Here is a 23,268-nt window from a genome sequence, read left to right as displayed (position 1 = left end):
CAAGTAACTCTACTGCGACGGTATTTCCTATGGTTCGCACATGCAATGACCGCTTGCGCGTGTCGTGGGAATGTCGCAAATTAAGGGCTACCGGCGGCAGTGGATTTACATCGTCAAAGCTGCCTATTTGGTGAATGGATGCCGGGGAACACTGACGTCATAGACGCTGACGGGAACCTTGGGATCGGCAGGCATCTTGAGCAGTGCCTCAAGTGCCTTCGCCTTCAGCTCCCTGTCCTCGGCATTGCCCCACACTACAGTCTTTCCGTCCACGAGTTTGAGTTCCACGGCGTCGACCGAAGCCGCAGACGCCGTCGACATCCGGGCCCGGACATCCGCAGGCAAGGTATCCAGGACCGCGGCGATCGCCTTGAACAATTCCGTATTGGTCGATCCGGCACCAGCATCGATCAACGGCAGTGCCACGGCAGAGGGATCCTGCGTCGCACCCAACTGGACCCCATCAACGTCAACCATGATGTAGGAATCGCCCTGCTTCAACAGCGCCACCGGAACACGCTCATTGATGTGCACCAACAGCCCCGACGGCGGCCGGGCCTCCATCGTTGCCGATCGGACTTGGACCAGGGGTTTGAGGAGCTCATTGATGTCCTGCTCAGTGACCTGCGGCAGCGGCTTGCCCTCGAGGCCGGACAACGCCTTCTGCACGGCGTCGGGCGTCAGCAGGGTGGTGCCGTCAACCGTGATGGTCCGTACTGCCAATACCGGCGAGAAGATTGCCCCGGCAATAAGCACGGCAATAAATGCGGTCACCACGGAAACCGTCCACCACACGATGCGGCGTTGGCGCCTGCGCTTGGGTTCGGGGAACGCAATGATGTTGTCCCCGGACGACGCAGCAGACTTGGTTGCTGTCGCGCCTGCCTTCCCGCCGGACTTCCCGGCAGGTTTTCCGGGGGCTTTGTCAGCAGTCTTCCCAGGCAACTTGCGGCCGGCTTTATCTGCCGGTTTCACGTCAGGTTCAAGATCCCGTTGCGCACTGATGATGGCGCCGGAGTCATGGCCCCCGGGCTTGGCCGAACGGCCCGCCGCAGGTTCCGGTTGGCGGGCAGCCGGCTTGAACGTGGGCTTCCGGGTGCTAGCCACCCAACGCCTCCACAATGGCGGGACCATAGGCTGTAACGTCCCCGGCCCCCACCGTGATCACCACGTCGCCCTCCGTTGCAACCGCCGCAATGGCGTCCACGGCCTCGGCCCCGGTCACCAGGCGCCCATTCGACAGCCGGTCGGAGATCAGCGAACTGGTCACGCCGGGAATCGGGTCCTCGCGCGCCGGATAAATATCCAGGACCAGCGCTGTATCTGCCGCCCCGAGTGCCGAGGCAAACTCCCCGGCGAATTCCCGCGTGCGCGAGAAGAGGTGCGGCTGGAAGAGAACGTGGACTTTGTGGCCGCCGGCTACCGAACGGGCAGCAGACAGGGCGGCACGGACTTCCGTGGGGTGGTGTGCGTAGTCGTCGTAGACCCGCACGCTCCTCCCCTGCCCCTTCAGCTCGAACCGGCGCGAGGCTCCAGTGAAGTGTCCCAGCGCTGCCGCGGCAGCCGCCGGGGCCACCCCCAGTTCAAGCGCGACGGCGAAGGCAGCCGCTGCGTTGAGCGCGTTGTGGCGTCCGGGTACCTGGAGTTCGAGGCGGTGAATGTCGTTGCCAAGACCCACCGACACCTCTCCGGGTCCACCATCGTGGAGCCTGATGTCGGCGTCGGGTGACGTTCCGTACGTCAAGACCCGGGTGCTTTCCTTGGCCGCTGTTCGTTCGGCGAGTGCCAGCGCTCCGGGGTCGTCCGCGCACGCCAGCAGTACGCCGTCGGCGGGCAGCAGCGCTGCGAACGCGTCGAAGGAAGCAAAGACAGCTTCGGGTGTGCCGTAGTGGTCCAAATGGTCCGCTTCGACATTCGTCACGACGGAGATGAGCGGCTGGTAGTTCAGGAATGAGCCGTCTGATTCGTCCGCCTCGGCCACGAAAATATCCGAGGAGCCATGCGCTGCATTGACCCCAAGCGCGGGAACGTTCGCCCCAATGGCGAAGGACGGGTCCAGGCCGGCCTCCTTGAGCAGGACTGCAACCATGGACGTTGTGGTGGACTTCCCGTGCGTACCGGCTACCGTGACCACCCGGTGTCCCGCCATGGTGGCCGCCAGGCCTTCTGAGCGGTGCAGGACAGGCAGCCCGGCACTTCGTGCCGCCACGAGTTCAGGATTGTCGGCCCGGATGGCTGATCCAGCGACGATGGTCTGGGCGTCACCCAGGTTTGCCGCGTCGTACCCGACGGCGATGCGTGCTCCGGCAGCAGCCAGATCCTGCATGACTGGCAGATCCTTGGCGTCGCTGCCGCTTACGGTAACTCCACGGGCAACCATGATGCGTGCAACGGCGGACATGCCGACACCGCCGATACCAATGAAGTGGACCCGGCCGAGGGTCTCAAGGGGTGCGATGCTGGTGGTCATGCGGATACCGCTTCCAGGACGAGATCAGCCATGCGCTGATCGGCGTTTCTAATACCAAGGGCCTCGGATTTCCGGGCCATGTCGTTCAGTCGTTCGCGGTCCGAGAGCAGGGGAATGAGCTCGCGTTCCAGCCACTGCGGGTCAAGGTCCTGGTCCGCGACCAACAACGCACCGCCGGCTTCCACCAAGGGAGCCGCGTTCAGGGCCTGCTCCCCGTTTCCGATCGGCAACGGCACAAAGACCGCCGGCACGCCGACTGCTGCCACTTCGCTGACCGTTCCGGCTCCCGCGCGGGCCAGCAGGACGTCAGCAGCAGCGTAGACGTTCTCCATCCCGTCCACGTACTCAACCTGCCGGTAGCCTTCACCGGCCAGCAGGCCGCCGTCGTCGTTCTTGACGGCTTTGCCGACACCTGTGATGTGGAGCGTCTGGACCCCTGCAGCCCCGAAGGCAGGCAAAGCTGCGGCGATGGCACGGTTGATGCTGAGCGCTCCGGAAGAGCCTCCGGTCACGATCAGGGCCGGCCGGTCCGCATCGAGGCCGAGCATGGCTTTGGCGGCCGGACCCGCTGCGCCCCGGTCGAGAGTGGAGATGGCACGCCGCATCGGCATGCCTACATGGCGGGCGCCCCTCAGGCGTGTACCAGCAAAGGCCACGGCGACGTGGTTGCTGAACCGGGCGCCGACCCGGTTGGCCAGCCCTGCCTTCATGTTGGCTTCGTGGACCACGATCGGGACGCCGAGCTTCCGTGCTGCAAGGTACATGGGGGTGCAGACGTAGCCGCCCACACCCACCAGGACGTCGGCCCGTGCGTTCTCCAGGATCCGGCAGGCTTGCTTGACTGCCCCGCCCAGGCGGCCCGGAAGCTTGAGCAGATCAACGGAAGGCCGTCGGGGGAACGGGACACGGTCAATGGTGGCGAGCTCGTAACCGGCCGCCGGGATGAGCCTGGTTTCCATTCCCGACGGCGTGCCAACAGTCAGGATGGACGCCTCCGGACGCTTTTCCCTGATGGCATCAGCAATGGCGAGCAAAGGGCTGATGTGCCCGGCAGTTCCGCCGCCTGCAAGGACGACGGACAAAGGCTTGGTCGCGTGGGAATCAGAAGTCATGAAGTGCTAGGTACGCTTTCGTGCGGGTTTGGGTGAGCGGCGCGGCAGGAATCGTGGACGTTGCTGGGGTGGCAGCTGGCCGCGGGCCAAGGACAACACTACGCCCACACCGCACAGGGACATGATCAGCGCCGAACCGCCATATGAGATGAACGGCAAAGGCACTCCCACCACCGGCAGCAACTGCGTTACCACCGCCATGTTCATGCTCGCCTGGCCCAGGAGCCACACCATGATGCCGCCGGCAAGGGTCCGCTGGAACGGGTCCGTCTGGCGGACCACGACCCGGAAAATCGCAATGCCCAGGATGGCAAACAGCACCAGGACCACAATGGTTCCCACAAGGCCGAGCTCCTCACCGATGATGGCGAAGATGAAGTCGTTGTGGGCTTCCGGAAGCCAGTTGTACTTCTGCCGGCTCTGGCCAAGGCCCAGACCTGTCCAGCTACCCTGGGCCAGGCCGTACATGCCGTTCGTTGACTGGAAATCGAAGTCGAACTGTTCGGTGCACGTCGCGGACGCCGTTCCGAGCCATGACGTGATGCGGCAGATCCGGTTGGAGCTGCTGACGGTGGCCAGCACAGCCCCGACGATACCCACGGCGCCGGCGATGCCGAGCATGCGCCCCGGAACGCCGGCGAAGTAGAGCCCTGCGGCGGCGATGGCTGCAATGACAATGACTGTTCCGAGGTCATTACCGAGCATCACCAAACCGATGACCAGTCCGGCACCCGGCACAACCGGGATGATCACGTGCATCCACCGGTTAAGGAGCTTTTGTTTCCGGGCAAGCACGGCGGCAATCCAGACACAAAGGACCAGCTTGGACATCTCCGAAGGCTGGAGTGTGACACCGCCGATGTCGATCCAGTTCTTGTTTCCGTTGACGCTGTTGCCCATGACCTGGACCAAGGCCAGGAGGACCACGACGGCGCCAAGAGCCCACCAGGAAAGTTTCTTCATCCAGTTCACGTTGGTTCGTGAAATGACGTACATGGCGACCAGGCCGACGACGCCGAACACGGCCTGCTTCAACGCATCCGCGTAGGGGGACTTTCCCTCCGAGATGGCTTCGACGCTGGAAGCGGACAACACCATCATGATGCCAATGGCCGTCAACGCCAGGGCACAACCGAGAATGAGGTAATAAGTGGAGCTGTTGGGCGCCTTGCTTTTGCCCTCTAGGCTCTCCCAGAAGCTGCGCCAGTGCCGGCGTAACCCTTTGGGCTGCCTGGCGGCCGGGGGCGTGGCCTTGTTCTTCCCGTCCCGTGGCTCTTTGCCGCGGGTGCGGGTGGGCGTGCTGACCATTGTTACTCCTCGGTGGTCTGTGCCTGCCCTTCCACAAGCTCGCGAACTGCCTGGACGAATGCGTCGCCACGGTGAGCGTAGGAAGAGAACTGATCCATGGATGCAGCCGCTGGTGCCATGAGGACGGTATCGCCCGAGGTTGCCACTCCGGCTGCGGACGCCACGGCCTGGGCCATGATGGTCTCGCCGAAAATTGGCGAAGCGGCGTTACCGGCTGCGGTCTGCACACTCTCAGTGTCACCCTTGGCCTGGGCTATCACCGGGACATCCGGCGCGTGTCGCTGGAGGGAGGCCTCCAGCGAGGCGGTGTCGGTTCCGATGAGCACCACGGTCTTGAGCCGCCGTGCATGTTCCTTGACCAGCTCGTCGTAGTTGACGCCCTTGGACAGGCCGCCGGCAATCCACACCACGTTCTGGAAGGCCGAGAGTGCCGCCGATGCCGCATGCGGATTCGTCGCCTTCGAGTCGTTGATCCACAGGATGTCGTTGTGCTTGGCTACCAGTTGGATCCGATGCGCGCCGGGGAGGTAGTTGACCAGTCCCTGCTTCACAGCCGAGGGTTCCACACCGTAGGCCCGGACCAGTGCCGCGGCGGCCAGCGCGTTGGCCACCATGTGGCGCGGGGCCACCGGGCCAAGATCTGTCATCGCGGCCAGTTCCGCTGCCGAATCCTTGCGTTCGGCGATGAAAGCGCGGTCCACCAGCAGACCGTCCACGACGCCCAGCATGCTGATGGCAGGAGTGTTGGTGGTAAAACCGATGGCCCGGCAACCCTCCACAACGTCCGCATTCTCGACCATGCGCTCGGTTTCGATTTGCTCGGCGTTGTAGATCGCTGCCTTTTGGGTGTTCTCGTACACCTTGGCCTTGTCCGCGAGGTAGGACGCATAGGAACCGTGCCAGTCCACATGGTCCTCCGCGACATTGAGGCACACACTTGCCACGGGCGAGAGCGAGTGACTCCAATGCAACTGGAAGCTGGACAGTTCCACAGCAAAGACGTCATAGTCCACCGGGTCCCGCAGGGCGTCCAGGATCGGCGTTCCAACATTGCCGACCGCGATGGCCTTCAAGCCGGCAGCCTGCAGCATTGACTCGGTCATCCCCACCGTGGTGGTTTTGCCGTTGGTGCCGGTGATGGTCAGCCAGTCGGTGGTCTTGCGCCCTTCACGGACCCGGAGTCGCCACGCCAATTCGACGTCGCCCCATACGGCGATGTGCTTGCGCTTGGCCGCCGCCAGCAGGGCTTGATCCGGACGCCAGCCGGGAGAAGTTACCACGAGGTCGGGCAGGCTGTCCTCAATCAGCGGGAGGGTGCTGACAGCGTCCTCCCCCAGCAGGACGTCAACGGCGCCGACGATTTTCAGGGTGTCTGCCTGAGCTTTGGCTTTGTCGGTGGTTGCGGCGTCCACCACTAGTACCTTGGCTCCGAGCTCAATCAGGGTGTCGGCAGCGGAAAAACCGGACAGGCCGATACCCGTCACCACGACCCGCAGCCCGCTCCAGTTGGAATCCCAGCTGGTCAGCTCCTTGAGCCGGTCGGATGAAGAGGACATGGTTCCAGGGGCCTCGTTCACAGCAGCACCACCCATTCAGCGTAGAAAATTCCCAGGCCTGCGGCCACGAACAGCCCGGCGAGGATCCAGAAGCGGACCACCACGGTGACCTCGGCCCAGCCCTTCAGTTCGAAGTGGTGCTGGAGCGGGGCCATTTTGAACACCCGTTTACCGCCTGAGAGCTTGAAGAAGCCCACTTGGATGATGACCGACAGGGTGATGAGCACGAACAGGCCGCCGATGAAAGCCAACAGCAGCTCAGTCCGGGAAAGGATGGCAAATGCTGCCACGGCTCCGCCGATGGCCAGCGAGCCGGTGTCGCCCATGAAGATCTTGGCCGGTGACGTATTCCACCAGAGGAACCCGACCAGGGCTGCGCTGAGGATGGCCGCGAGCAAGGCCAGATCCATGGGGTCGCGGACCTGGTAGCAACCGCTGCCCGCTTCCTTGGGTGAACCGCATGCTTGGTTGTTCTGCCAGATACCCATGATGGTGTAGGCGCCGAAGACCATGATGGATGCTCCGGCGGCCAGCCCGTCCAGGCCGTCTGTCAGGTTCACGCCATTGGTTGCTGCCGTGATGATCAGGTTGGACCAGACAATGAACAAGATAGCGCCCAGTACTGTCCCGCCGAAGGCGAGATCCAGCCAGGGAATATCCCGTACCAGCGAGATCTGCGTCGAGGCCGGACGGAGCCCGTCCTCATTCGGGAACTGCAGGACGAGCACGGCGAAGATGATGCCAACGGCTGCCTGGAGGATGAGTTTGGCTCGGGCGTTCAGGCCCAGGCTGCGTTTGTTCGAGATCTTGATGTAGTCATCCAGGAATCCCACGAAGCCCATGCCGACCATGAGGAACAGCAGAAGAAGACCTGACGCCGATGGCCCGGCGGACCGCGGGTTCATCATCCACATGATCAGGTGCGTCACAAAGTAGCTGATGAGCACAGCCGCCACCACGACGGTCCCGCCCATGGTGGGGGTGCCGCGCTTGGTGTGGTGCGAAGTGGGGCCGTCATCGCGGATGAACTGCCCGTAACTCTTGGCTACCAGGAACCTGATGAAGAGGGGTGTGCCTATCAAGGCCACCAGAAGGGCGACGCCGGCGCCGATCAAAAGTGCAATCACAGCTGCTCGTTCCCTTCGCTTGCGGCAGCTTCAGCCGCGCTTTCTCCGGTGGGCTCGGCCCGTGGAGGTAATGCTATCCGATCCCCCAAGTGCCTGAGCCCCACACCATTGGAGGACTTGAACAACACGAGGTCGCCTGGTCTGAGTTCGTTCTGCAGGAGTTCGTATGCTTCCTCCACAGTCTCGGTGAAGGAACATTCATCCCCCCAGGAGCCTTCCTGGATGGCAGAGACATAGAGGGCGCGGGCTTCGCGTCCCACCACCACCAGCCTGGAGATGTTCAGCCGGACCACCTGAGTGCCAACCGCAGTGTGTTCGCGGATGGAGTCTTCGCCCAGCTCGAGCATGGCGCCAAGGACAGCCCAGGTCCTCCTGCCTTGTCCAAGGTCTGCAAGAGTGCGCAGAGCAGCGCGCATGGATTCCGGGTTCGCGTTGTAGGCGTCGTTGATGATGGTCACGCCGTCTTCACGTTCTGTTCGCTCCATGCGCCAACGGCTGGCTGCCGACTGGGAGCTGAGTGACGAGGCGATGTCGACGGCTGGAATCCCGGCCGCAAAAGCCGCTGACGCAGCTGCGAGCAGGTTGGTCACGTGGTGGCCACCGATCAGGCGGCTCCGCACCGGAACAGAAGGGCCGCCGTCGGGAAGTATGAGGTCGAAGTCGGGGAAGCCCTGGTCGTTGACCACGACGTTGCGGGCTTCCACCTCTTCGGTGGTAGCGGGCGAGGCCGTGAACCCCAGGACCTTGGCCTTGGTGCGGGCGCGCATGGCAGCTACGCGGCCGTCGTCGAGGTTGATGACCGCAGTGCCGTTTTCGCTAAGGGCTTCGACCAGTTCACCCTTGGTTTTGGCGATGTTCTCCACACCGCCGAATTCGCCGGCATGGGCGGTCCCGACTACCAGGACTACACCGATGTCCGGCTTGACCATCTCCGCGAGGTACTTGATGTGGCCCAGGCCGGTGGCACCCATCTCGATGACAAGGAAGCGCGTATCGGTGTCAGCGGCGAAAACCGTGAGCGGAACACCCACCTCGCCGTTGTACGAGCCCTGTGGCGCCACAGTGGCGCCTGCCGTCGACAACACGCCGGCAAGGAGATCCTTGGTGGTGGTCTTGCCGGCTGAGCCGGTGATTCCAATGACCGTGAACTGCTCGCCGCGCTGTTCGCGGTCGGCCCGGATGCGCCGGACCGCTTCAGCCGCCAGGGCGCCCATGGCCAGGACAGCGTCGTCGACCACGACGGCGGGATATGGGCTGCCGTGGGCATCGGTCACCTCACGTTCGGCGAGGACCAGAACGGCGCCACGCTCAAACGCGGCGTCGACGAAGTCGTGGCCATCGGCGTGCTCGCCGGGTTTGGCCACGTACAACGAGCCGGGCATCGCCTCCCGTGAGTCAGTAACCACAGAGGAGGGCACGATGCCCGGATCTCCGGTCAAACGGCCATGGGTGATGTCGGCGATCTCCGCCGCAGTAAGTGCAATCATCTCGGTTTAGGACTCTATCCGCTGGTCCGATGAAACGCTGAATCCCTTGGATGTCAAGGCGGCCCGCAACTCGACCCTGTCGTCCAGGGCGAGGTTTACGCCTTGTACTTCCTGCCACACCTCGTGGCCGCGTCCTGCGATGAGGATGGTGTCCTTCGCCGTCGCCAGGTCAACGGCGAGGCGGATGGCAGCATCCCTCGGGTAGGACTCGATGATCTCGCTGCCCAGGTTCTCTCCCTCCCGCGCAGCAAAGGCGCCCGCCAGCACCTCAGCGCGGATGGCGGCGGCATCCTCATCGTGGGGGTCGTCATCGCTGATAATCACGACGTCGGCCAGACGGGCCGCGATTGCGCCCATGGTAGGCCTTTTGCCTTGGTCACGTTGTCCTGTGGCGCCAAAAACCACGATGACGCGTGACTCTTCCTCCGGTGACCGGACCGCCATCAGTGCACGGGCCAGGGCATCGGGATTGTGGGCAAAATCAACAACGGCGGCGGGCTCCGTGGAGACGAGCTGCATGCGCCCGGGAACAGCAACCGTAAAAGGATCGTGGGCATCCAAGGCGTCCTGGAGCTCGGATTCATCTACCCCGGACGCCAGGACCATGACGGTAGCCAACGCCGCGTTTGCCACGTTGAAGTCGCCCGGCAAGCCGGTGTGGACCCGCAAGGTCCGGCCGTCCGTGTGGTGCAGTTCGAATTCCGAACCCAACCCGCGCGGGTTGATGGACGCGACGTGCCAGTCAGCGTCCGGGGCGCCACTGGAAGAAGCCGCTGAAAGCGTGGTGACCGGAATGTCCGCCAGGGCGGCAAGCTTGCGGCCCCATTCGTCGTCGACCGTGACAACAGCCTGGCGTGCGCGTCCGGCGGTGAAGAGTTCGGCCTTGGTGTTGAAGTACTCCTCCATGCTGCCGTGGAGGTCCAGATGGTCCTGGGTGAGGTTGGTGAATCCTGCGACGTCGAACATGACAGAGTCCACCCGGCGGTAGGAGATCGCGTGCGATGAAACCTCCATGGACGCCGCGTCCAGGCCCCGCTCCCGCATCAATGCGAGCAGTGCGTGGACATCCGGGGACTCCGGAGTGGTCAGGAGGCTCGGGATGGGTTCTCCGCCGGCCACTATCTCGATGGTCCCGATCAGGCCCGGCTGCTTGCCCAAGGCACGCAGCAGCGAGTTGATGAAGTAAGTGGTGGTGGTCTTGCCATTGGTCCCCGTGACGCCGAAAAGCGACGGGAAGGCCGCATCCTCCGGTTGGCTGCGATAGATCAGCGCGGACAAAGGCCCGACGGCGGCCCGCGGCTCCGCAATGATGAGGACAGGGACGGGCTGCTCGGTTGCCAGCGCAAGCTGGCGTGCACCGGCGTCGTCCGTAACCACTGCGACGGCACCGGCCTCCACGGCTTGGGGTACGAAATCGGCACCATGGCGCGTGGCGCCCGGCAAGGCCATGTAGAGATCGCCCGGTTCAACGGCACGGGAATTGAGCGTGATGCCGGTGACGCCAAGGTCCTGGCTGCCGTCAGGGGCCGTTACTCCCAGCGCTCCCGCTATGACCGCCAGGGGCACCGCAGCAACGGATGCGGGACGGAAAGCTGACCGTCCGGCATCCGGCGTCGCGGTATTGGAAGCTGCCTCTTTGTGCTCTGACACGTGGTTCTCCGTTGGTGCTCGTGGAACGACCGGCCGGGGGCCAGCGGCGCCCGGGCCGTTAGTGGTGGATCGAATGGTGACCGAAACAGACGCCCAAGAAGCTTACTTGACGAACTGGGGCAGCCGCGCGGGAGTCCCGGTGGATGGGGCCACGTTGTAGGTCCTCAGGACCTGTGCCATCACTGACCGGAACACCGGGCCGTTGGTGACTCCATAGATGTTTCCCTTGGGGCGCTGCAAGACCACTTCAACGATGAACCGGGGGTCATCCATGGGGGCCATGCCAACCATCGAGGCAGTGTAGCCATCGAAGCCCGGCAGTCCGTCCTCACGCGGGGCTTGGGACGTACCGGTCTTGGCGCCGACACGGTAGCCGTCGATGGCGGCATCCTTGATCTGTCCCTCGGTCACTGCGCTCTCCAGGATGTCCCTGACCTGTTGGGCGGTCTCCTTCGAGACCACTTGGCGCGGATCCTTGGCAGGGGCCTTCTGCTCCTGGCCGTCGGGGCCGATGTAACCGTCAATCAGCCGGGGTTGGAGCATCACCCCGTTGTTGGCGATGCTCTGGAAGGCCCGGACCGTCTGCAGCGTCGACTGCGACACGCCCTGTCCGAAGAGCACCGTGTACTGCTGGCGTTCATCCCATTGGTCTGGCGTGGCGAGGATGCCCGTCGCTTCGGCCGGCAGCCCGATGTCCGTCTGCTCTCCGATGCCGAACTTCTTCAGCCAGTCATACCGCTGCTCTTTGCTCAGGCGGCTCCCGACCATCACGGTGCCGGTGTTCATGGACCAGCCCAGGATGCCGGCGAGTGTGCGTTCTTCGGTGCCGTGCTCGAAAGCGTCCGTGAAGGTCTGCCCGTCAATGGTGTATGCGGGCGGAATGGTGAAGTGGTCCAGCGGGAAGGACTTGCCCTCCTCGATTGCCGCCGCAGCGGTGATCATCTTCTGGACGGAGCCGGGCTCGTAGGCGGCAGTCACCGAACGCACGCCACGGTCCTTGGCGTCGACTTTGCCGGGGTCGTTCGGGTCCGGGGCATTGGTGTCGGCCAGGGCGATGAGGTTGCCGGTCTTCGTGTCGATCACGACGATCGAACCCCACTCGGCATTCATTTTGTTGACCTGGCTCTGAATAGCCTGTTGAGCGAAGTACTGGATGTCGGTATTGATGGTCAGTTTGACGTCACTGCCGTCGACGGCAGGTGTCAGTTCGTCAGTGGCCACGGGAATACGGAGGCCGTCGGCACCGATCTCGAAGACGCGCTTGCCTTCAGTACCGCGGAGAATCTCGTCCTGGGTTTGCTCGATGCCCGCCTGGCCGGTGGTCCCGTCCTTGAGGAAACCCACTACCCCGCCGGCCACGCTGCCATTCGGGTAGACGCGTTTGCTGATGCCTTCAGCTTTGAGTCCCGGGATGTAGAGCTTGGTAATCCGGTCCTCCAGCTCAGGCTTGATGTCCTTGGCGACCACAAAGTAGCGCTTATCCCCCGTCAGGGAGTCCCGGACCTTGGCGACGTCGGTCCCGAGCAAGGCCGCAAGATCAGCAATGCCCTGGTCACGCGTGATTTCGTCGAGCTTTTCCGTTTTCTCGTTGTAGCGGTGGAACGTCTCGGTGTTCGTATTCACGGTCTGGTCGACGACGATGTTGTACCGGATGACGCTGCTGGCCAGAACAGTGCCGTTCGCGTCCAGGATCTGCCCACGCTCAGCGGGGAGGACCTGGGGGGTCAGGCGCTTGGCAAGGGCAGCCTCGGCCATCCCGCCCATGTCCAGGCCCTGGACCATGAACAACTTGCCCCCGACCACCAGCAGCAGGGTCAGCATGATGCCGAGCCCAACGCGCAGCCGCCTTCGTGCCGCCGGCGTCTTCGTTTTATTCGATGTGCCGGGGTTCTGAGCCACGTTGATTCCTTGCTGCTGGCCTTGGTTCAGTGGACGGATGGACTACTGTCCGGGAGTCTTCTGCTGGGGGGCCGGGACCGACCCTCCATGAAGATCCACCGGCGGTTTCGCTGCCGGGGACGCCGGAGCTGCCGACGCAGTTGCCTGCGCGGCCGACGCTGCCGGCGCCGCGGGGGTGACTGGCTTGAGGTTCTCCAAAGGATCCTTGGTGGTCACCGAGGGAACAACATCCAATACGCCCCCGACGGCCGGAGGAGCAAGAACAGCCCCGGGGCTGTCGCCCTTGACTGCGGGAGTAGCCTTCCCGGTCACCGTCATGGTGTTCAGGTCGATCTGGCCTTTGACCGTGGAAGGAACCATACCCAATTCTGTAGCCTTGGCGGCCAGATTCTGGGGAGCTTCGAAGTTCTGCTTCTTCTGTGTCAGGTCCTGGTTTTCCTTGTTAAGGGTCGCGGCCTGCGCCTTGAGCTGCACCAGCTGGTACTGCGCCGTCGACACGGAGATGTTCAGCACCAGGACCGTCAGGAGCGCCGCTGCCATGGCCACGAAGCACAGAACCACGAAGGGGGTCCTGCGCCTGCCGGGAGCACTGCGTACAACGGAGAGCGGCGTGCGCGGCCGGCGGGCGACATCCGGCTTCCCTGCCGGTGTTGGAAGCGCGCGGGCAGTGTTGCCCACCACGGAGGGCAAAGTCCTCGCTGCGGCGTTGCTCATGCGTCTCTCCTCGATTTGATGCGTTCGACGGCCCTCAGCCGCGCAGAAGCCGCGCGCGGGTTCTCTGCGATTTCTGCCGCTGTGGGCACTTCCGTGCCTTTGGTGATTGTCTTCAATTCAGCTTTGTGTTCCTCGAGCTCCACCGGGAACCCGAGCGGCGCCGAGGATTTCGAGCCCTTCTGGAATACGGACTTGACGATCTTGTCTTCCAGCGAGTGATAGGACATCACCACCACGCGGCCACCCAACGCCGTGGCGGCCACTGCGGCCGGAACTGCGCGTTCCAGGACATCGAGTTCCTCGTTGACCTCGATGCGCAAAGCCTGGAAGGTGCGCTTGGCAGGGTGTCCCCCGCTTTTCGCTGCGGCGGCAGGAACCACGCTGCGAATCTGCTCCACGAGCTCGCCCGTGGTGGCAAATGGCTTCTCCGCCCTCGCGTTGACGATCCTGTTGGCAATCCGTCCGGCGAACTTCTCCTCGCCCCATTTGCGGATGATGCGGACAAGATCTTCTTCGCTGTAGGTGTTCACGACGTCGGCGGCGGTCTGCCCGCGGCTCGTGTCCATGCGCATGTCCAGAGGAGCGTCATAGGAGTAGGCGAATCCACGTTCGCGTTCGTCCAGCTGCAGCGAGGAAACTCCCAGGTCCATCAGGATGCCGTGGACCTCCGGAATTCCGAGGTCAGCCAGCACGTCCTCGATCTCGTCATAGACGGCGTGAACAAGGTCAGTGCGCTGCGAAAAGGGCTCCAGCCGGGCGCCGGCCAGTGAAAGTGCTTCTTCGTCCCGGTCAATGCCAACGAGGTGAAGATCGGGAAAGCGCTGCAGCATCGCTTCGGAGTGCCCACCCATGCCGAGAGTCGCATCGATGGCAACAGGAGTCTCTCCCCTGCTCCTGGCAGCTTCGAAGCCGGGAGCGAGCAGGTTGATGCAGCGGTCTTTCAGGACGGGCACGTGGCGCTCCGATGTGGGCTTTGCCGCGTCCTGCTCTTCCACGCTGCCTCCTCTTTCCTCAGTTACGTGCATGGTGATTCTTGAACCGGATCCCCATCCGCGCCTATCGTCCGCCGGCCTGGCTCAGGGGAAGTTGAGCCAGGAAGACTGTCCGATGGGCGGCTGGAGATCCCATTCAAGAAGCGGTACTGCTTCCACCGACCGGTTAGATGAACCCGGGCAGATTGTCGTCATCCGTTTCCGAGAAGGCTGCTTCCTTCTCGTTGAGGTACTCGTTCCAAGCGTCTGCATCCCAGATCTCGGCCCGGGTGCCGGCACCAATCACTGCCAGCTCCCTTCCCAAGCCTGCGTATGCACGGAGCGCCGGTGGAATGGTCACGCGCCCCTGCTTGTCAGGTACTTCGTCCGAGGCTCCGGACAGAAAGACCCGGATGTAGTCACGTGCCTGCTTGGAAGACAATGGCGCTTCCCGCATCGACTCGTGGATACGTTCGAATTCCTTCTGGCTGAAGACGTAGATGCAGCGCTCCTGGCCCCTTGTGAGGACCAGTCCCTCTGCAAGCTCCTCACGAAACTTGGCGGGAAGTATGATCCGGCCCTTTTCATCGAGACGCGGCGAGTGAGTGCCCAGAAACACTGGCCCCACCGCCCCTCAGTCAAGGTGCCCGTACATACCCAACACTGCCACTACCCTCTTATGTGCTCCACTTTACTCCACAACGCACCACAGTCAACGCACTCGTGGGCGTTTCTCCACCACTTTGAGATTCCTCGGGGCCGAATTGCCGCGGGTTTTCCGGGGGTGGAGTGAAGTGGAGGTATCGACACGTCGGCCGACGTCCAAGTCCCGCGCCGGGAAGCTGAAAGGCGCCTGGGAAGCGCTCTGCACCCCAAAACCGCTTTCGGCGGGAGGAAAGTGGAGCTGGTGGTGGGAAATGGAGGGGCCGGGCGTTGCAACCCTTAAATGCGAAAGGACCCGCTTGGCGGGTCCTTGTCAAAGCATTGGAAGTGTTTAATCCACGAGCGGGCTCAGGGGCGCGACTGACTCACGATGGCCTGCTGCCGGGAGAAGTGACACGGCCTCCGTCAGTGGTCGTCGCGGCGTCGTTCATCCCAGCGCTCTTCGAGGCTGCTCATGAAGGTGCTCTTGGGCTTGGCCTTGGCGGGCTTTCCCTTACCGGATTTCCCGAAAGCCGCTCCACGCAACGTCGCGAAGTACACGCCAGCACCCATGACTATGAAGCCGAGGACACCCACAGGTATCGCCTGCAGCGAGACGCCGACCAGCAGGAGAAGAATGCCGGCGATTGCCCCAAGGACGCCAATGATGACATGCCTGGTCGACCAGCTGCGGATGGGATCCGAACCCATGGTGTTGGCAAACTTCGGATCGTCCTCATGAAGTTGCTTTTCAAGTTGCTCAAGCAGCTTCTGTTCGTGCTCCGAGAGGGGCATCGCGACCTCCTTTAGTCAGCCAGCGTCTGGACATAACGCGTCCTGTGCGTCTGTTTACCCCAACGATCGGACCAAGAATTTCGTTCCCAAAATACCCTCTTGGTTCAGCGGATACCTCAGGGCCGACTGTTCAGGAAACAGTTTGTCCAGACGATCTAAATCTCTGTAATAAATAGGATAGTTTGTCCGGGGCCGTTCTGAAAGACGCCTGGGGCCGTGCGGGACCAAGGTCACAGGGTTCAGGCCTCCGAGGCAGGTTTACCGGGTTCCAGGAGCCGGGCCGGAAGCAGGGTTTTGGAACCAAATCGCTGGGAAACCCTGTCCAGGGCCTGCTCGGCTGCCCGCCAGTTGTCATCCCGGCGGTCCAGGCTCAATTGCATCGACGTCTGACCTGCCGGTTCCAATTGCTCCGCCCGCACTCCCACCAGCCTGACGCTCATGGAACGCGGGCCCAAGGAGTCGAGCAGCTGCATGGCCACCTGGTAGATCAACTGGGCACTGTCTACCGGCGTGTGCACAGTGCGGCTCCGGGACACCGTGGAGAAATCGGCATACCGGAGCTTCAAGGCGACCGTCCGTGCGAGCATTCCGGAACTCCGGAGACGACTGGCCGTCCGGTGGGACAACCTCAACAACTCCCTGTGCAGCAGTTCTTCATCTGCTGTGTCTACGGAGAAGGTCTCTTCAGCACCAATGCTCTTCTCAACCCTGGTGGGCGTCACTGGACGGGGATCAATTCCCATGGAGAGCCTGTACACATGTTCCCCGCTTGCGCCAAGAACCTTCTTCAGCGAGGACAAGGGTGTGGCGGCCACATCGGCGACCGTTCGGATGCCCATACGCGCCAGGACCTCCCCGGTCTGGCCACCCACACCCCAGAGGGCGCTAACAGGAAGGCTGTGAAGGTAGGAAAGGGTGTCTTCGGCGTCGATCTGCAAAATGCCGTCGGGTTTGCACCGGGTGGAGGCGATCTTGGCAACGAACTTGGTGCCGGCAATCCCCACGGAAGCCGTGATGCCAAGCTCTGATTGGACCCTGCGCCTGATGAGGTGGCCAATTTCCAAGGGCGTGCCCAGCCGGCGGATGGCCCCGCCAACGTCCAGGAAAGCTTCGTCCACGCTCAAAGGCTCCACCAGGTCCGTAATGGACCCGAAGATCTCCATGAGCTGCGCTGACACCTCGTAGTACAGAGTGTGGCGGGGATTGATGACGACCGCCGCCGGACAGCGCCTCATCGCAATGGACATCGGCATGGCCGACTTGACCCCTGTGGTCCGGGCTTCATAGGAAGCAGAGAGGACCACGGACCTGTCCGCGGGGAATCCCACGATCACGGGCTTGCCCCGCAGTTCGGGACGGCTGCGGAGTTCGACGGAGACAAAGAATGCGTCCATATCAACGTGCAGGATGCTGGTTCGCCTCAATTCCCGCAGGGCTTCTTCAGCGCTGCGGGCCGGTCTGTGTCCAGCGCTTGACTCGCCGCCGGGTGCTTCCTGCCTCACAACGGCAATACTATGCCCGGGCACTGACTAAACTGGAGGCAAAGTCCGGCTCAGCCCCAGGAAGGATACCCTGTGAAGCTCTTTGGAACTCCTCAATCGCGAGGGTTTGCCCTGCTCGCAGTCAGTGTCGCAGTGGCGGTCTCCGCATGCACGCCGTCCCCCAGCGGTTCGGCGGCTCCGTCATCCACCGGCGCTGCTTCATCTTCGTCAGCTTCGCCGGCGCCCTCACCCTCCGGGACAGCGTCTTCGGCGAGCAGCACCCCCTCGCCTGAAACCACCGGGTTCACCGAGTCCAGCGCACCCGACCCCAATGCCACGGCCACGGTCAATGCGCTTGTTCCCGGATTCCCTGAGAAGCTCATTCCCGTCATGCCAAACACCTCGGTACGGTCCAGCAGCTTCGACAAGAACGCCTCCCTGGCCACCGTGGCGCTGGTAGGGACCGTCAAAGCGCCTCCGCAGGGCGTGGTGGACTACTACAAGTCCTCGCTCGAGGCCCAGGGCTTTAAGCTTGTCCCCGGACCGGAAGCGGTGGGCAACGTCACCTCCCTGGACTTTGTCCGCGGTGATGGTGAAACAGTGAATGTCTCGATCATGCAAAAGGAAGGCGTCTCTACCTTCACCATCGGCGCCAATGTGGCAGCCGGGTCCATCAAGTGACGTCAGCGTCCCCCGTCGCGTCAGAGCAGGCCCGATACATTGAAGGCGTCGCCGGCAGCCTCAGCAGTTTCCTGTCGGGACAGCGCGACGTCATGGCTACCGTTTCACCCGACGTCGATCCGCTCATCGGGTCGATCTCGACGTTGGTAACCGGCGGCAAGCGGCTGAGGGCGTTGATGTGCTACTGGGGTTGGCGCGGCGCAGGCGGCCCCGCCGGCGACGCGGACATTGTCACAGCCGGATGTGCCCTGGAACTTTTCCAGGCTGCGGCACTGATACACGACGACATCATCGACCGTTCCGATACGCGGCGCGGCGGCCCAAGCGTGCACAAACGGTTCAGCCAGCTTCATGAAACGAACGGCTGGGCCCTGGACAGCGAACATTTTGGAGATGCTGCCGCAATTTTGACCGGTGACCTCTGTCTCTCCTTCAGCGAAGAGGCTTTTACCGGGATTGGGCCCCGCGCCGTTTCAGGGAGCCCTGCCCGCCGCATCTTCAACGTGATGCGGGCAGAGGTGATGGCCGGTCAATACCTTGACATCCTTGAAGAGGTGGCCGGCCCCGTGCGCGACCGGGCGGGATCGGTGGACCGGGCCCGCTCCATCATCCGCTACAAGTCAGCCAAGTACTCCACGGAACATCCGTTGGCATTGGGCGGTGCCCTTGCCGGTGCTTCCACGGAACTACTTGCCGGGTACTCCGGTTTTTCGCTCCCGCTCGGTGAAGCGTTCCAAATGCGCGATGACGTTCTTGGGGTCTTTGGAGACCCAGCAACGACAGGAAAGCCGGCCGGAGATGACCTGCGGGAGGGCAAGCGCACTGTGCTGGTTGGCTTTGCCCTTAATCAGGCTTCGGCGGCCGAAGCCGATTACCTTGACCGCATGCTGGGGAACCCGGAACTCGCTGAGGAGGACGTTGCCAGGATCCGCCATCTCATGGTTGATTGCGGGGCTCTGGACGCGACGGAATCGCTGATCGCGCAGCTGAGCACTGACGCATTCGAAGCGTTGGAACGCCTGCCACTGGATGCACTCCCGCTGCAGGCTTTGGGAGAACTGGCCGAAGCGGCCGTCAGCCGCGCAGCCTGACACCGGGCGCAGGTCAGCCGCGCGGAGCAAGGCAAAGAAGGCATGAGACGACGACGGCGGTTTGGGGACCGCCGTCGTCGTCGCTTTAAGTAGTTGCCGCTTTAGGAAGTGAACCGGCGCAATTACCAGGCCAGCGACTGGGCGCGGCGCCTGATCTCCGTTTTACGCCCCTCACGCAAGGCGTCAATGGGACGGCCACGCAGTGATTCATCGGGAGTAAACAGCCAGGTGATCAACTCTTCGTCGTTGTAGCCGGCGTCACTAAGGACCGCAATGGTCCCCTTCAAGCTGTCCACAACATGGCCATCCTGAATAAACAAGGCCGGGACGGAGCGGATATTCCGTTCTCCCCGCCTGACGGCGACGAGCGCACGCTCATCCAAAAGTCCATGGACTTTGGTGATGGAAACTTCCAGCAACCCGGCAACATCCGGAAGCGGCAACCACTCGGAAACAAGGCTTTCTACATTACTCACGGATCAAGGTTGCCATGCCGGCCCACCCGTCGCCTAGCCGGAGCCCGAAAGGGACCACGTCGAAGCCCTTATTACCTGCAATTCCCATACCAACGAATGGCATCAAGAATCTTCCCCCGCGGGAATTGTTGTGTCCACGGAATAAGTATGAGAGATTCACACTGATCACACTTGCACCATTGATAACATCAGTAACATTGGCAACACTGACAACAGCGTTAACAATCAACCCCCGCTGTTTGAGATGAGGACTCCTTCATGACGACGCCCCGCTCGCCGAAACGAACCATGAGCATGCCCGTTATCGCGGCAACCACGGCCGCGCTTCCCGCTGTGGTTTTGTCGTCGCTTGCGCTGGCCCAACCGTCCATCGCAGCGCCCGCACCCCAGCCCCGCAAAATACCGGCCACGCTCGCTGCCGCCATGAAGGCCCAGGCAGTCACGACCGGTACGGTGATCCCCGCGCAGGCAGTGGCCGCCACGCTTCCCGCGGCGCTCCGCCCGATGGCCCCCGCAACTCCGGACAGCTACACCGTGGTTCGAGGCGACACCATCAGCGCCATCGCCCGACGTTTCAACCTCGACACCTCCGCGGTGCTCCAGCTGAACAACCTGACTCCCACCACGCTGATCTACCCGGGGCAGAGCATCAAGCTCACCGGAACGGCTGCGTCGGCCCCGGCGCCCAGCGCCCCGCCTGCCTCCGGCACCGCGAGCACCGCCACCGTCTACACGGTTGTCTCCGGCGATACCCTCGGCGGCATTGCGGCCAAGCACGGCGTTCCGCTGTCCAGCATCTTCAGCTGGAACAACCTCAATGGCAGCTCCATCATCTACCCGGGCCAAAAAATCAAGGTCAGTGGCGGATCGGCGCCGTCCGCGCCCGCAACTCCGGCACCCGCACCAGCGCCGGCACCAGCACCTGCCCCCCTGGCAAGCACGGGTTCCTACACCATCAAGGCCGGCGACACCCTCAGCTCCATCGCCTCACGGTTGGGCGTTTCGCTTTCCGCACTCATGTCGGCCAACAACGTGAACGCCAGCACGGTCATCTACCCCGGCCAGAAGCTGACCATCCCCGGCGGCAGCCTGCAGCCTGCCGGAGAGACCACACCGCTGGTGCCCAGCACATTCCTGGGGTTCACCTATCCCCCGGCCGTGGTCAGCTCCGCGAATGAAAACAAGGCACTCCTCAACGCTTCGCCGGTGCCCAGCCGCGCTGAAATGAAGACCATTGTGGCTGACACGGCACGGCGCATGGGCGTCAGCCCGTCGCTGGCCCTCGCGTTCGCAGAGCAGGAATCCGGTTTTGACCAGCGGGCCGTTTCCCCGGCCAACGCCATCGGCACCATGCAGGTCATTCCGTCCTCCGGCCAGTGGGCCTCTGACCTGGTTGGCCGGAAACTCAACCTCCTGGACCCCTACGACAACGCCACGGCCGGCGTCGCGATCATCCGCGTCCTGGTGGCCACCAGCAAGGATCTCGATACGGCCATTGCCGGTTACTACCAGGGACAGTATTCGGTGAGCAAGTACGGCATGTACGAGGACACCAAACGCTACGTCGAATCGATCAAGGCACGTCAGCGCACGTTCGGCTAGGCCTGTTGCAGCACCCTCGGAAGGGGCCCGCATCCCACCGGGGATTCGGGCCCCTTCCCTGTCTCGTTTAGGATCGTATGGTGCAAGAAGCAACGCAGGACCACCTCATCGGTACCACCGTGGACGGGCGCTACGTGGTCCGTTCCCGCTTGGCGAAAGGGGGAATGTCCACCGTCTACCTGGCCACTGACAGACGCCTGGAGCGCGACGTGGCCCTCAAGGTCCTGCACCCGCATCTGGCAAACGACCAGACCTTCCTGGAGCGCCTGAGCCGCGAAGCAAAAGCCGCAGCCAGCCTCTCACACCCCCACATAGTCGGCGTCCTGGATCAAGGCGAAGACGGCCATATCGCGTACCTGGTCATGGAGTACGTCAAGGGGCACACCCTCCGTGATGTCCTCAATACCCAAGGAGCGCTGCCCCCGCGCCTCGCCCTGGCCTTGATCGATCCCGTGATCGAAGGTCTGGCGGCCGCCCATTCATCAGGCTTGATCCACCGCGACATCAAGCCTGAGAACGTCCTGATCGCAGACGATGGTCGGATCAAGGTCGGGGATTTCGGTTTGGCCAGGGCCATCTCTGCCAACACCAGCACCGGGGCCCTGATCGGGACTGTGGCTTACTTGGCTCCGGAGCTTGTGCTTGGCCGGCCTGCCGACGCCCGCAGCGACATCTACTCGGCCGGAATCATGCTCTACGAAATGCTGACCGGCAAGCAACCGTACAACGGCGACTCCCCCATCCATGTGGCCTACCAGCACGTGAACGCCTCTGTGGGCCGCCCGTCGGACGCAGCCCCCGGGTTGGCCGAAGACCTGGACGAACTGGTGCAGTGGTGCACCTCCGTTGACGCAGAGAACAGGCCCATCGACGGGTCCGCACTGCTGACTGAACTGCGCCACATCCGTACGACGCTCACCGACGAACAGCTGGATCTCAAGCAACAGTCAGCCACCGCTGTCCTCCCTGCCGCTCCCACCACAGCCATGGCAGCCTCCGGGCCGGACACGAACGCCACTGAAGCCATTGCCACCACGGCATCACCAACGGAATTCATTGCCCGGCAAAGCAACCCCACCACCATCATGGCCGCCGGTGGCGCGTCCTACCAGTCGCCAAAGGGTGCCACGGGGGTGGAGTCACGCCCGCCCGGAAAAAGGGACCTGAAACGGATCGAACGGCAGCAGGCAAAGGACCAGGCCCGGGCGGCGGCAACCCCGGTCCGACCACTGCGGGAAGGTAATCCACGCCGTCGTGGCTTGATCTGGACCGTGGTGATCGTCATTCTTGCGCTGCTCGCGGCAAGCGCCGGCTGGTTCTTCGGCATGGGGCCGGGGTCGCCAGGCACCGTTCCGGACGTCAAGAACAAGACTGTCGCCGAGGCCCAGCAATTGCTTCGCACTGCCGGCTTCCAGTCAGAACCCCAGGATGTTTTCGATGACGATATCCTCTCCGGCCTCGCTGTTGGCACCAAGCCGGAGTCAGGTGCCGAAGTCCGGAAGTTTCAGCCCATCACCCTTTTCGTGTCCAAGGGAGCCCAGCTCTTCCCTCTCGAGGACCTCACCGGCGGCACCCTGGACGAAGCCAAAACTGCCTTGAATTCAGCCCAGATGGCCCTGGGCAACGTCACTGAGGCTTTCGATGACAAAGTGCCTGCCGGCGTGGTCATCGCCCAGGATCCCGCGAAGGGCACGGAAGTCAGGCACGGCACTCCCATTGCCCTGGTCGTCTCCAAGGGTCCCCAGCCAATCCCGGTCCCGGATGTACGGGGTCTTGCGCAGGACGCGGCAGTCAAGGCCATCCAGGATGCCGGGCTGAAGGCCGTGATCGCCCCGGAGACGGTGAACGACAAGTCCGTCCCCAAAGGCTCGGTTGTCTCGCAGGCGCCCGCCAATGGCACGCTCGTCAAGGGTGAGACGGTGACGTTGACGGTCTCGAAGGGACCAAAGATGGTCAAGATACCGAGTTTCATCGGGAAGCAGGCCGCCGAAGCGGAGAAAGAACTCAAGAAGCTGGGCTTCAAGGTAGAGATCAACAAGATCCTGGGCGGCTTCTTTGGAACGGTACGGGATCAGAATCCCGTCAATACCGAGGCACCCGAAGAATCGGTCGTGACGCTGACAGTGGTGTAGTAACCCGGCCACGCAGCGACCCAGTACCCAAGAAGGCGCGGCCCGGAGAAATCCGGACCGCGCCTTCTTCTGTG

The 23,268-nt window shown here is 63.1% G+C and carries 20 protein-coding genes; 4 read left to right on the top strand and 16 right to left on the bottom strand.

Annotation, left to right across the window (positions count from 1 at the left end; all coding sequences use genetic code 11):
• Window positions 1–123 precede the first annotated feature (123 nt).
• From JMY29_RS08140 to JMY29_RS20930, 15 genes are all read right to left on the bottom strand, one after another.
• Complete coding sequence (locus tag JMY29_RS08140) at window positions 124–1,107, bottom strand: FtsQ-type POTRA domain-containing protein (protein WP_189075737.1); 984 nt, start codon at window positions 1,105–1,107, stop codon at window positions 124–126.
• Window positions 1,100–2,470 (bottom strand): UDP-N-acetylmuramate--L-alanine ligase, encoded by a 1,371-nt coding sequence (gene murC / locus JMY29_RS08135; protein ID WP_018779295.1) that lies wholly within the window; start codon window positions 2,468–2,470, stop codon window positions 1,100–1,102. The genes JMY29_RS08140 and murC overlap by 8 nt, the downstream gene beginning before the upstream one ends.
• Window positions 2,467–3,582 (bottom strand): undecaprenyldiphospho-muramoylpentapeptide beta-N-acetylglucosaminyltransferase, encoded by a 1,116-nt coding sequence (gene murG / locus JMY29_RS08130; RefSeq protein ID WP_189075738.1) that lies wholly within the window; start codon window positions 3,580–3,582, stop codon window positions 2,467–2,469. The genes murC and murG overlap by 4 nt, the downstream gene beginning before the upstream one ends.
• 6 nt (window positions 3,583–3,588) lie before the next feature.
• Window positions 3,589–4,890, bottom strand: coding sequence for a putative lipid II flippase FtsW (gene ftsW, locus JMY29_RS08125; RefSeq protein ID WP_018779293.1), 1,302 nt, complete (start codon window positions 4,888–4,890; stop codon window positions 3,589–3,591).
• Between the two features lie 2 nt (window positions 4,891–4,892).
• Entirely contained in the window at window positions 4,893–6,482 is a 1,590-nt protein-coding gene (gene murD, locus JMY29_RS08120; RefSeq protein ID WP_189075739.1) for a UDP-N-acetylmuramoyl-L-alanine--D-glutamate ligase, read from the bottom strand.
• Window positions 6,464–7,573, bottom strand: a complete 1,110-nt coding sequence (mraY, locus tag JMY29_RS08115) for a phospho-N-acetylmuramoyl-pentapeptide-transferase (RefSeq protein WP_018779291.1) — start codon at window positions 7,571–7,573, stop codon at window positions 6,464–6,466. Before mraY ends, murD begins: the two co-directional genes overlap by 19 nt.
• On the bottom strand, window positions 7,570–9,060 hold the full coding sequence (locus JMY29_RS08110) for a UDP-N-acetylmuramoyl-tripeptide--D-alanyl-D-alanine ligase (protein WP_189075740.1): 1,491 nt from the start codon (window positions 9,058–9,060) through the stop codon (window positions 7,570–7,572). The genes mraY and JMY29_RS08110 overlap by 4 nt, the downstream gene beginning before the upstream one ends.
• A gap of 6 nt (window positions 9,061–9,066) precedes the next feature.
• The gene (locus JMY29_RS08105) at window positions 9,067–10,710 is read right to left on the bottom strand and encodes a UDP-N-acetylmuramoyl-L-alanyl-D-glutamate--2,6-diaminopimelate ligase (protein WP_189075741.1); all 1,644 of its coding nucleotides are present in this window, start codon (window positions 10,708–10,710) and stop codon (window positions 9,067–9,069) included.
• 102 nt (window positions 10,711–10,812) lie between these two features.
• The gene (locus JMY29_RS08100) at window positions 10,813–12,609 is read right to left on the bottom strand and encodes a peptidoglycan D,D-transpeptidase FtsI family protein (protein WP_189075742.1); all 1,797 of its coding nucleotides are present in this window, start codon (window positions 12,607–12,609) and stop codon (window positions 10,813–10,815) included.
• Window positions 12,610–12,651: 42 nt separating this feature from the next.
• Complete coding sequence (locus tag JMY29_RS08095) at window positions 12,652–13,323, bottom strand: hypothetical protein (RefSeq protein ID WP_189075743.1); 672 nt, start codon at window positions 13,321–13,323, stop codon at window positions 12,652–12,654.
• Window positions 13,320–14,348, bottom strand: coding sequence for a 16S rRNA (cytosine(1402)-N(4))-methyltransferase RsmH (gene rsmH / locus JMY29_RS08090; protein ID WP_051088534.1), 1,029 nt, complete (start codon window positions 14,346–14,348; stop codon window positions 13,320–13,322). Before rsmH ends, JMY29_RS08095 begins: the two co-directional genes overlap by 4 nt.
• A 133-nt stretch (window positions 14,349–14,481) precedes the next feature.
• The gene (gene mraZ / locus JMY29_RS08085; RefSeq protein ID WP_018779285.1) at window positions 14,482–14,913 is read right to left on the bottom strand and encodes a division/cell wall cluster transcriptional repressor MraZ; all 432 of its coding nucleotides are present in this window, start codon (window positions 14,911–14,913) and stop codon (window positions 14,482–14,484) included.
• Window positions 14,914–15,362: 449 nt separating this feature from the next.
• Window positions 15,363–15,731: a DUF3040 domain-containing protein gene (locus JMY29_RS08080; RefSeq protein ID WP_039240730.1), complete on the bottom strand. Its 369-nt coding sequence runs from the start codon at window positions 15,729–15,731 to the stop codon at window positions 15,363–15,365.
• Window positions 15,732–15,970: 239 nt separating this feature from the next.
• Window positions 15,971–17,233, bottom strand: coding sequence for a DNA polymerase IV (dinB, locus tag JMY29_RS08075; protein ID WP_189075744.1), 1,263 nt, complete (start codon window positions 17,231–17,233; stop codon window positions 15,971–15,973).
• 92 nt (window positions 17,234–17,325) lie between these two features.
• Complete coding sequence (locus JMY29_RS20930) at window positions 17,326–17,604, bottom strand: hypothetical protein (RefSeq protein WP_306765510.1); 279 nt, start codon at window positions 17,602–17,604, stop codon at window positions 17,326–17,328.
• Between JMY29_RS20930 and JMY29_RS20925 the strand changes: the two genes are divergently transcribed.
• Window positions 17,603–17,893: a hypothetical protein gene (locus tag JMY29_RS20925; RefSeq protein WP_307730322.1), complete on the top strand. Its 291-nt coding sequence runs from the start codon at window positions 17,603–17,605 to the stop codon at window positions 17,891–17,893. The two genes, JMY29_RS20930 and JMY29_RS20925, sit on opposite strands and share 2 nt — an antisense overlap.
• The gene (locus JMY29_RS08065) at window positions 17,890–18,984 is read left to right on the top strand and encodes a polyprenyl synthetase family protein (protein WP_055977799.1); all 1,095 of its coding nucleotides are present in this window, start codon (window positions 17,890–17,892) and stop codon (window positions 18,982–18,984) included. Before JMY29_RS20925 ends, JMY29_RS08065 begins: the two co-directional genes overlap by 4 nt.
• Window positions 18,985–19,106: 122 nt before the next feature.
• Here JMY29_RS08065 and JMY29_RS08060 read toward each other — a convergent pair whose 3' ends face one another.
• Complete coding sequence (locus JMY29_RS08060; protein ID WP_018779279.1) at window positions 19,107–19,460, bottom strand: Rv2175c family DNA-binding protein; 354 nt, start codon at window positions 19,458–19,460, stop codon at window positions 19,107–19,109.
• Between the two features lie 258 nt (window positions 19,461–19,718).
• Between JMY29_RS08060 and JMY29_RS08055 the strand changes: the two genes are divergently transcribed.
• On the top strand, window positions 19,719–21,062 hold the full coding sequence (locus JMY29_RS08055) for a LysM peptidoglycan-binding domain-containing protein (protein ID WP_026267378.1): 1,344 nt from the start codon (window positions 19,719–19,721) through the stop codon (window positions 21,060–21,062).
• Window positions 21,063–21,139: 77 nt separating this feature from the next.
• Window positions 21,140–23,194, top strand: coding sequence for a Stk1 family PASTA domain-containing Ser/Thr kinase (gene pknB, locus JMY29_RS08050; RefSeq protein ID WP_189075746.1), 2,055 nt, complete (start codon window positions 21,140–21,142; stop codon window positions 23,192–23,194).
• Window positions 23,195–23,268: the final 74 nt, after the last annotated feature.

Origin of the sequence: Paenarthrobacter nicotinovorans (genome assembly GCF_021919345.1) — a bacterium.
Taxonomy (GTDB): Bacteria; Actinomycetota; Actinomycetes; order Actinomycetales; family Micrococcaceae; genus Arthrobacter; species Arthrobacter nicotinovorans.
This window is presented reverse-complemented; position numbering and strand designations above follow the sequence as displayed.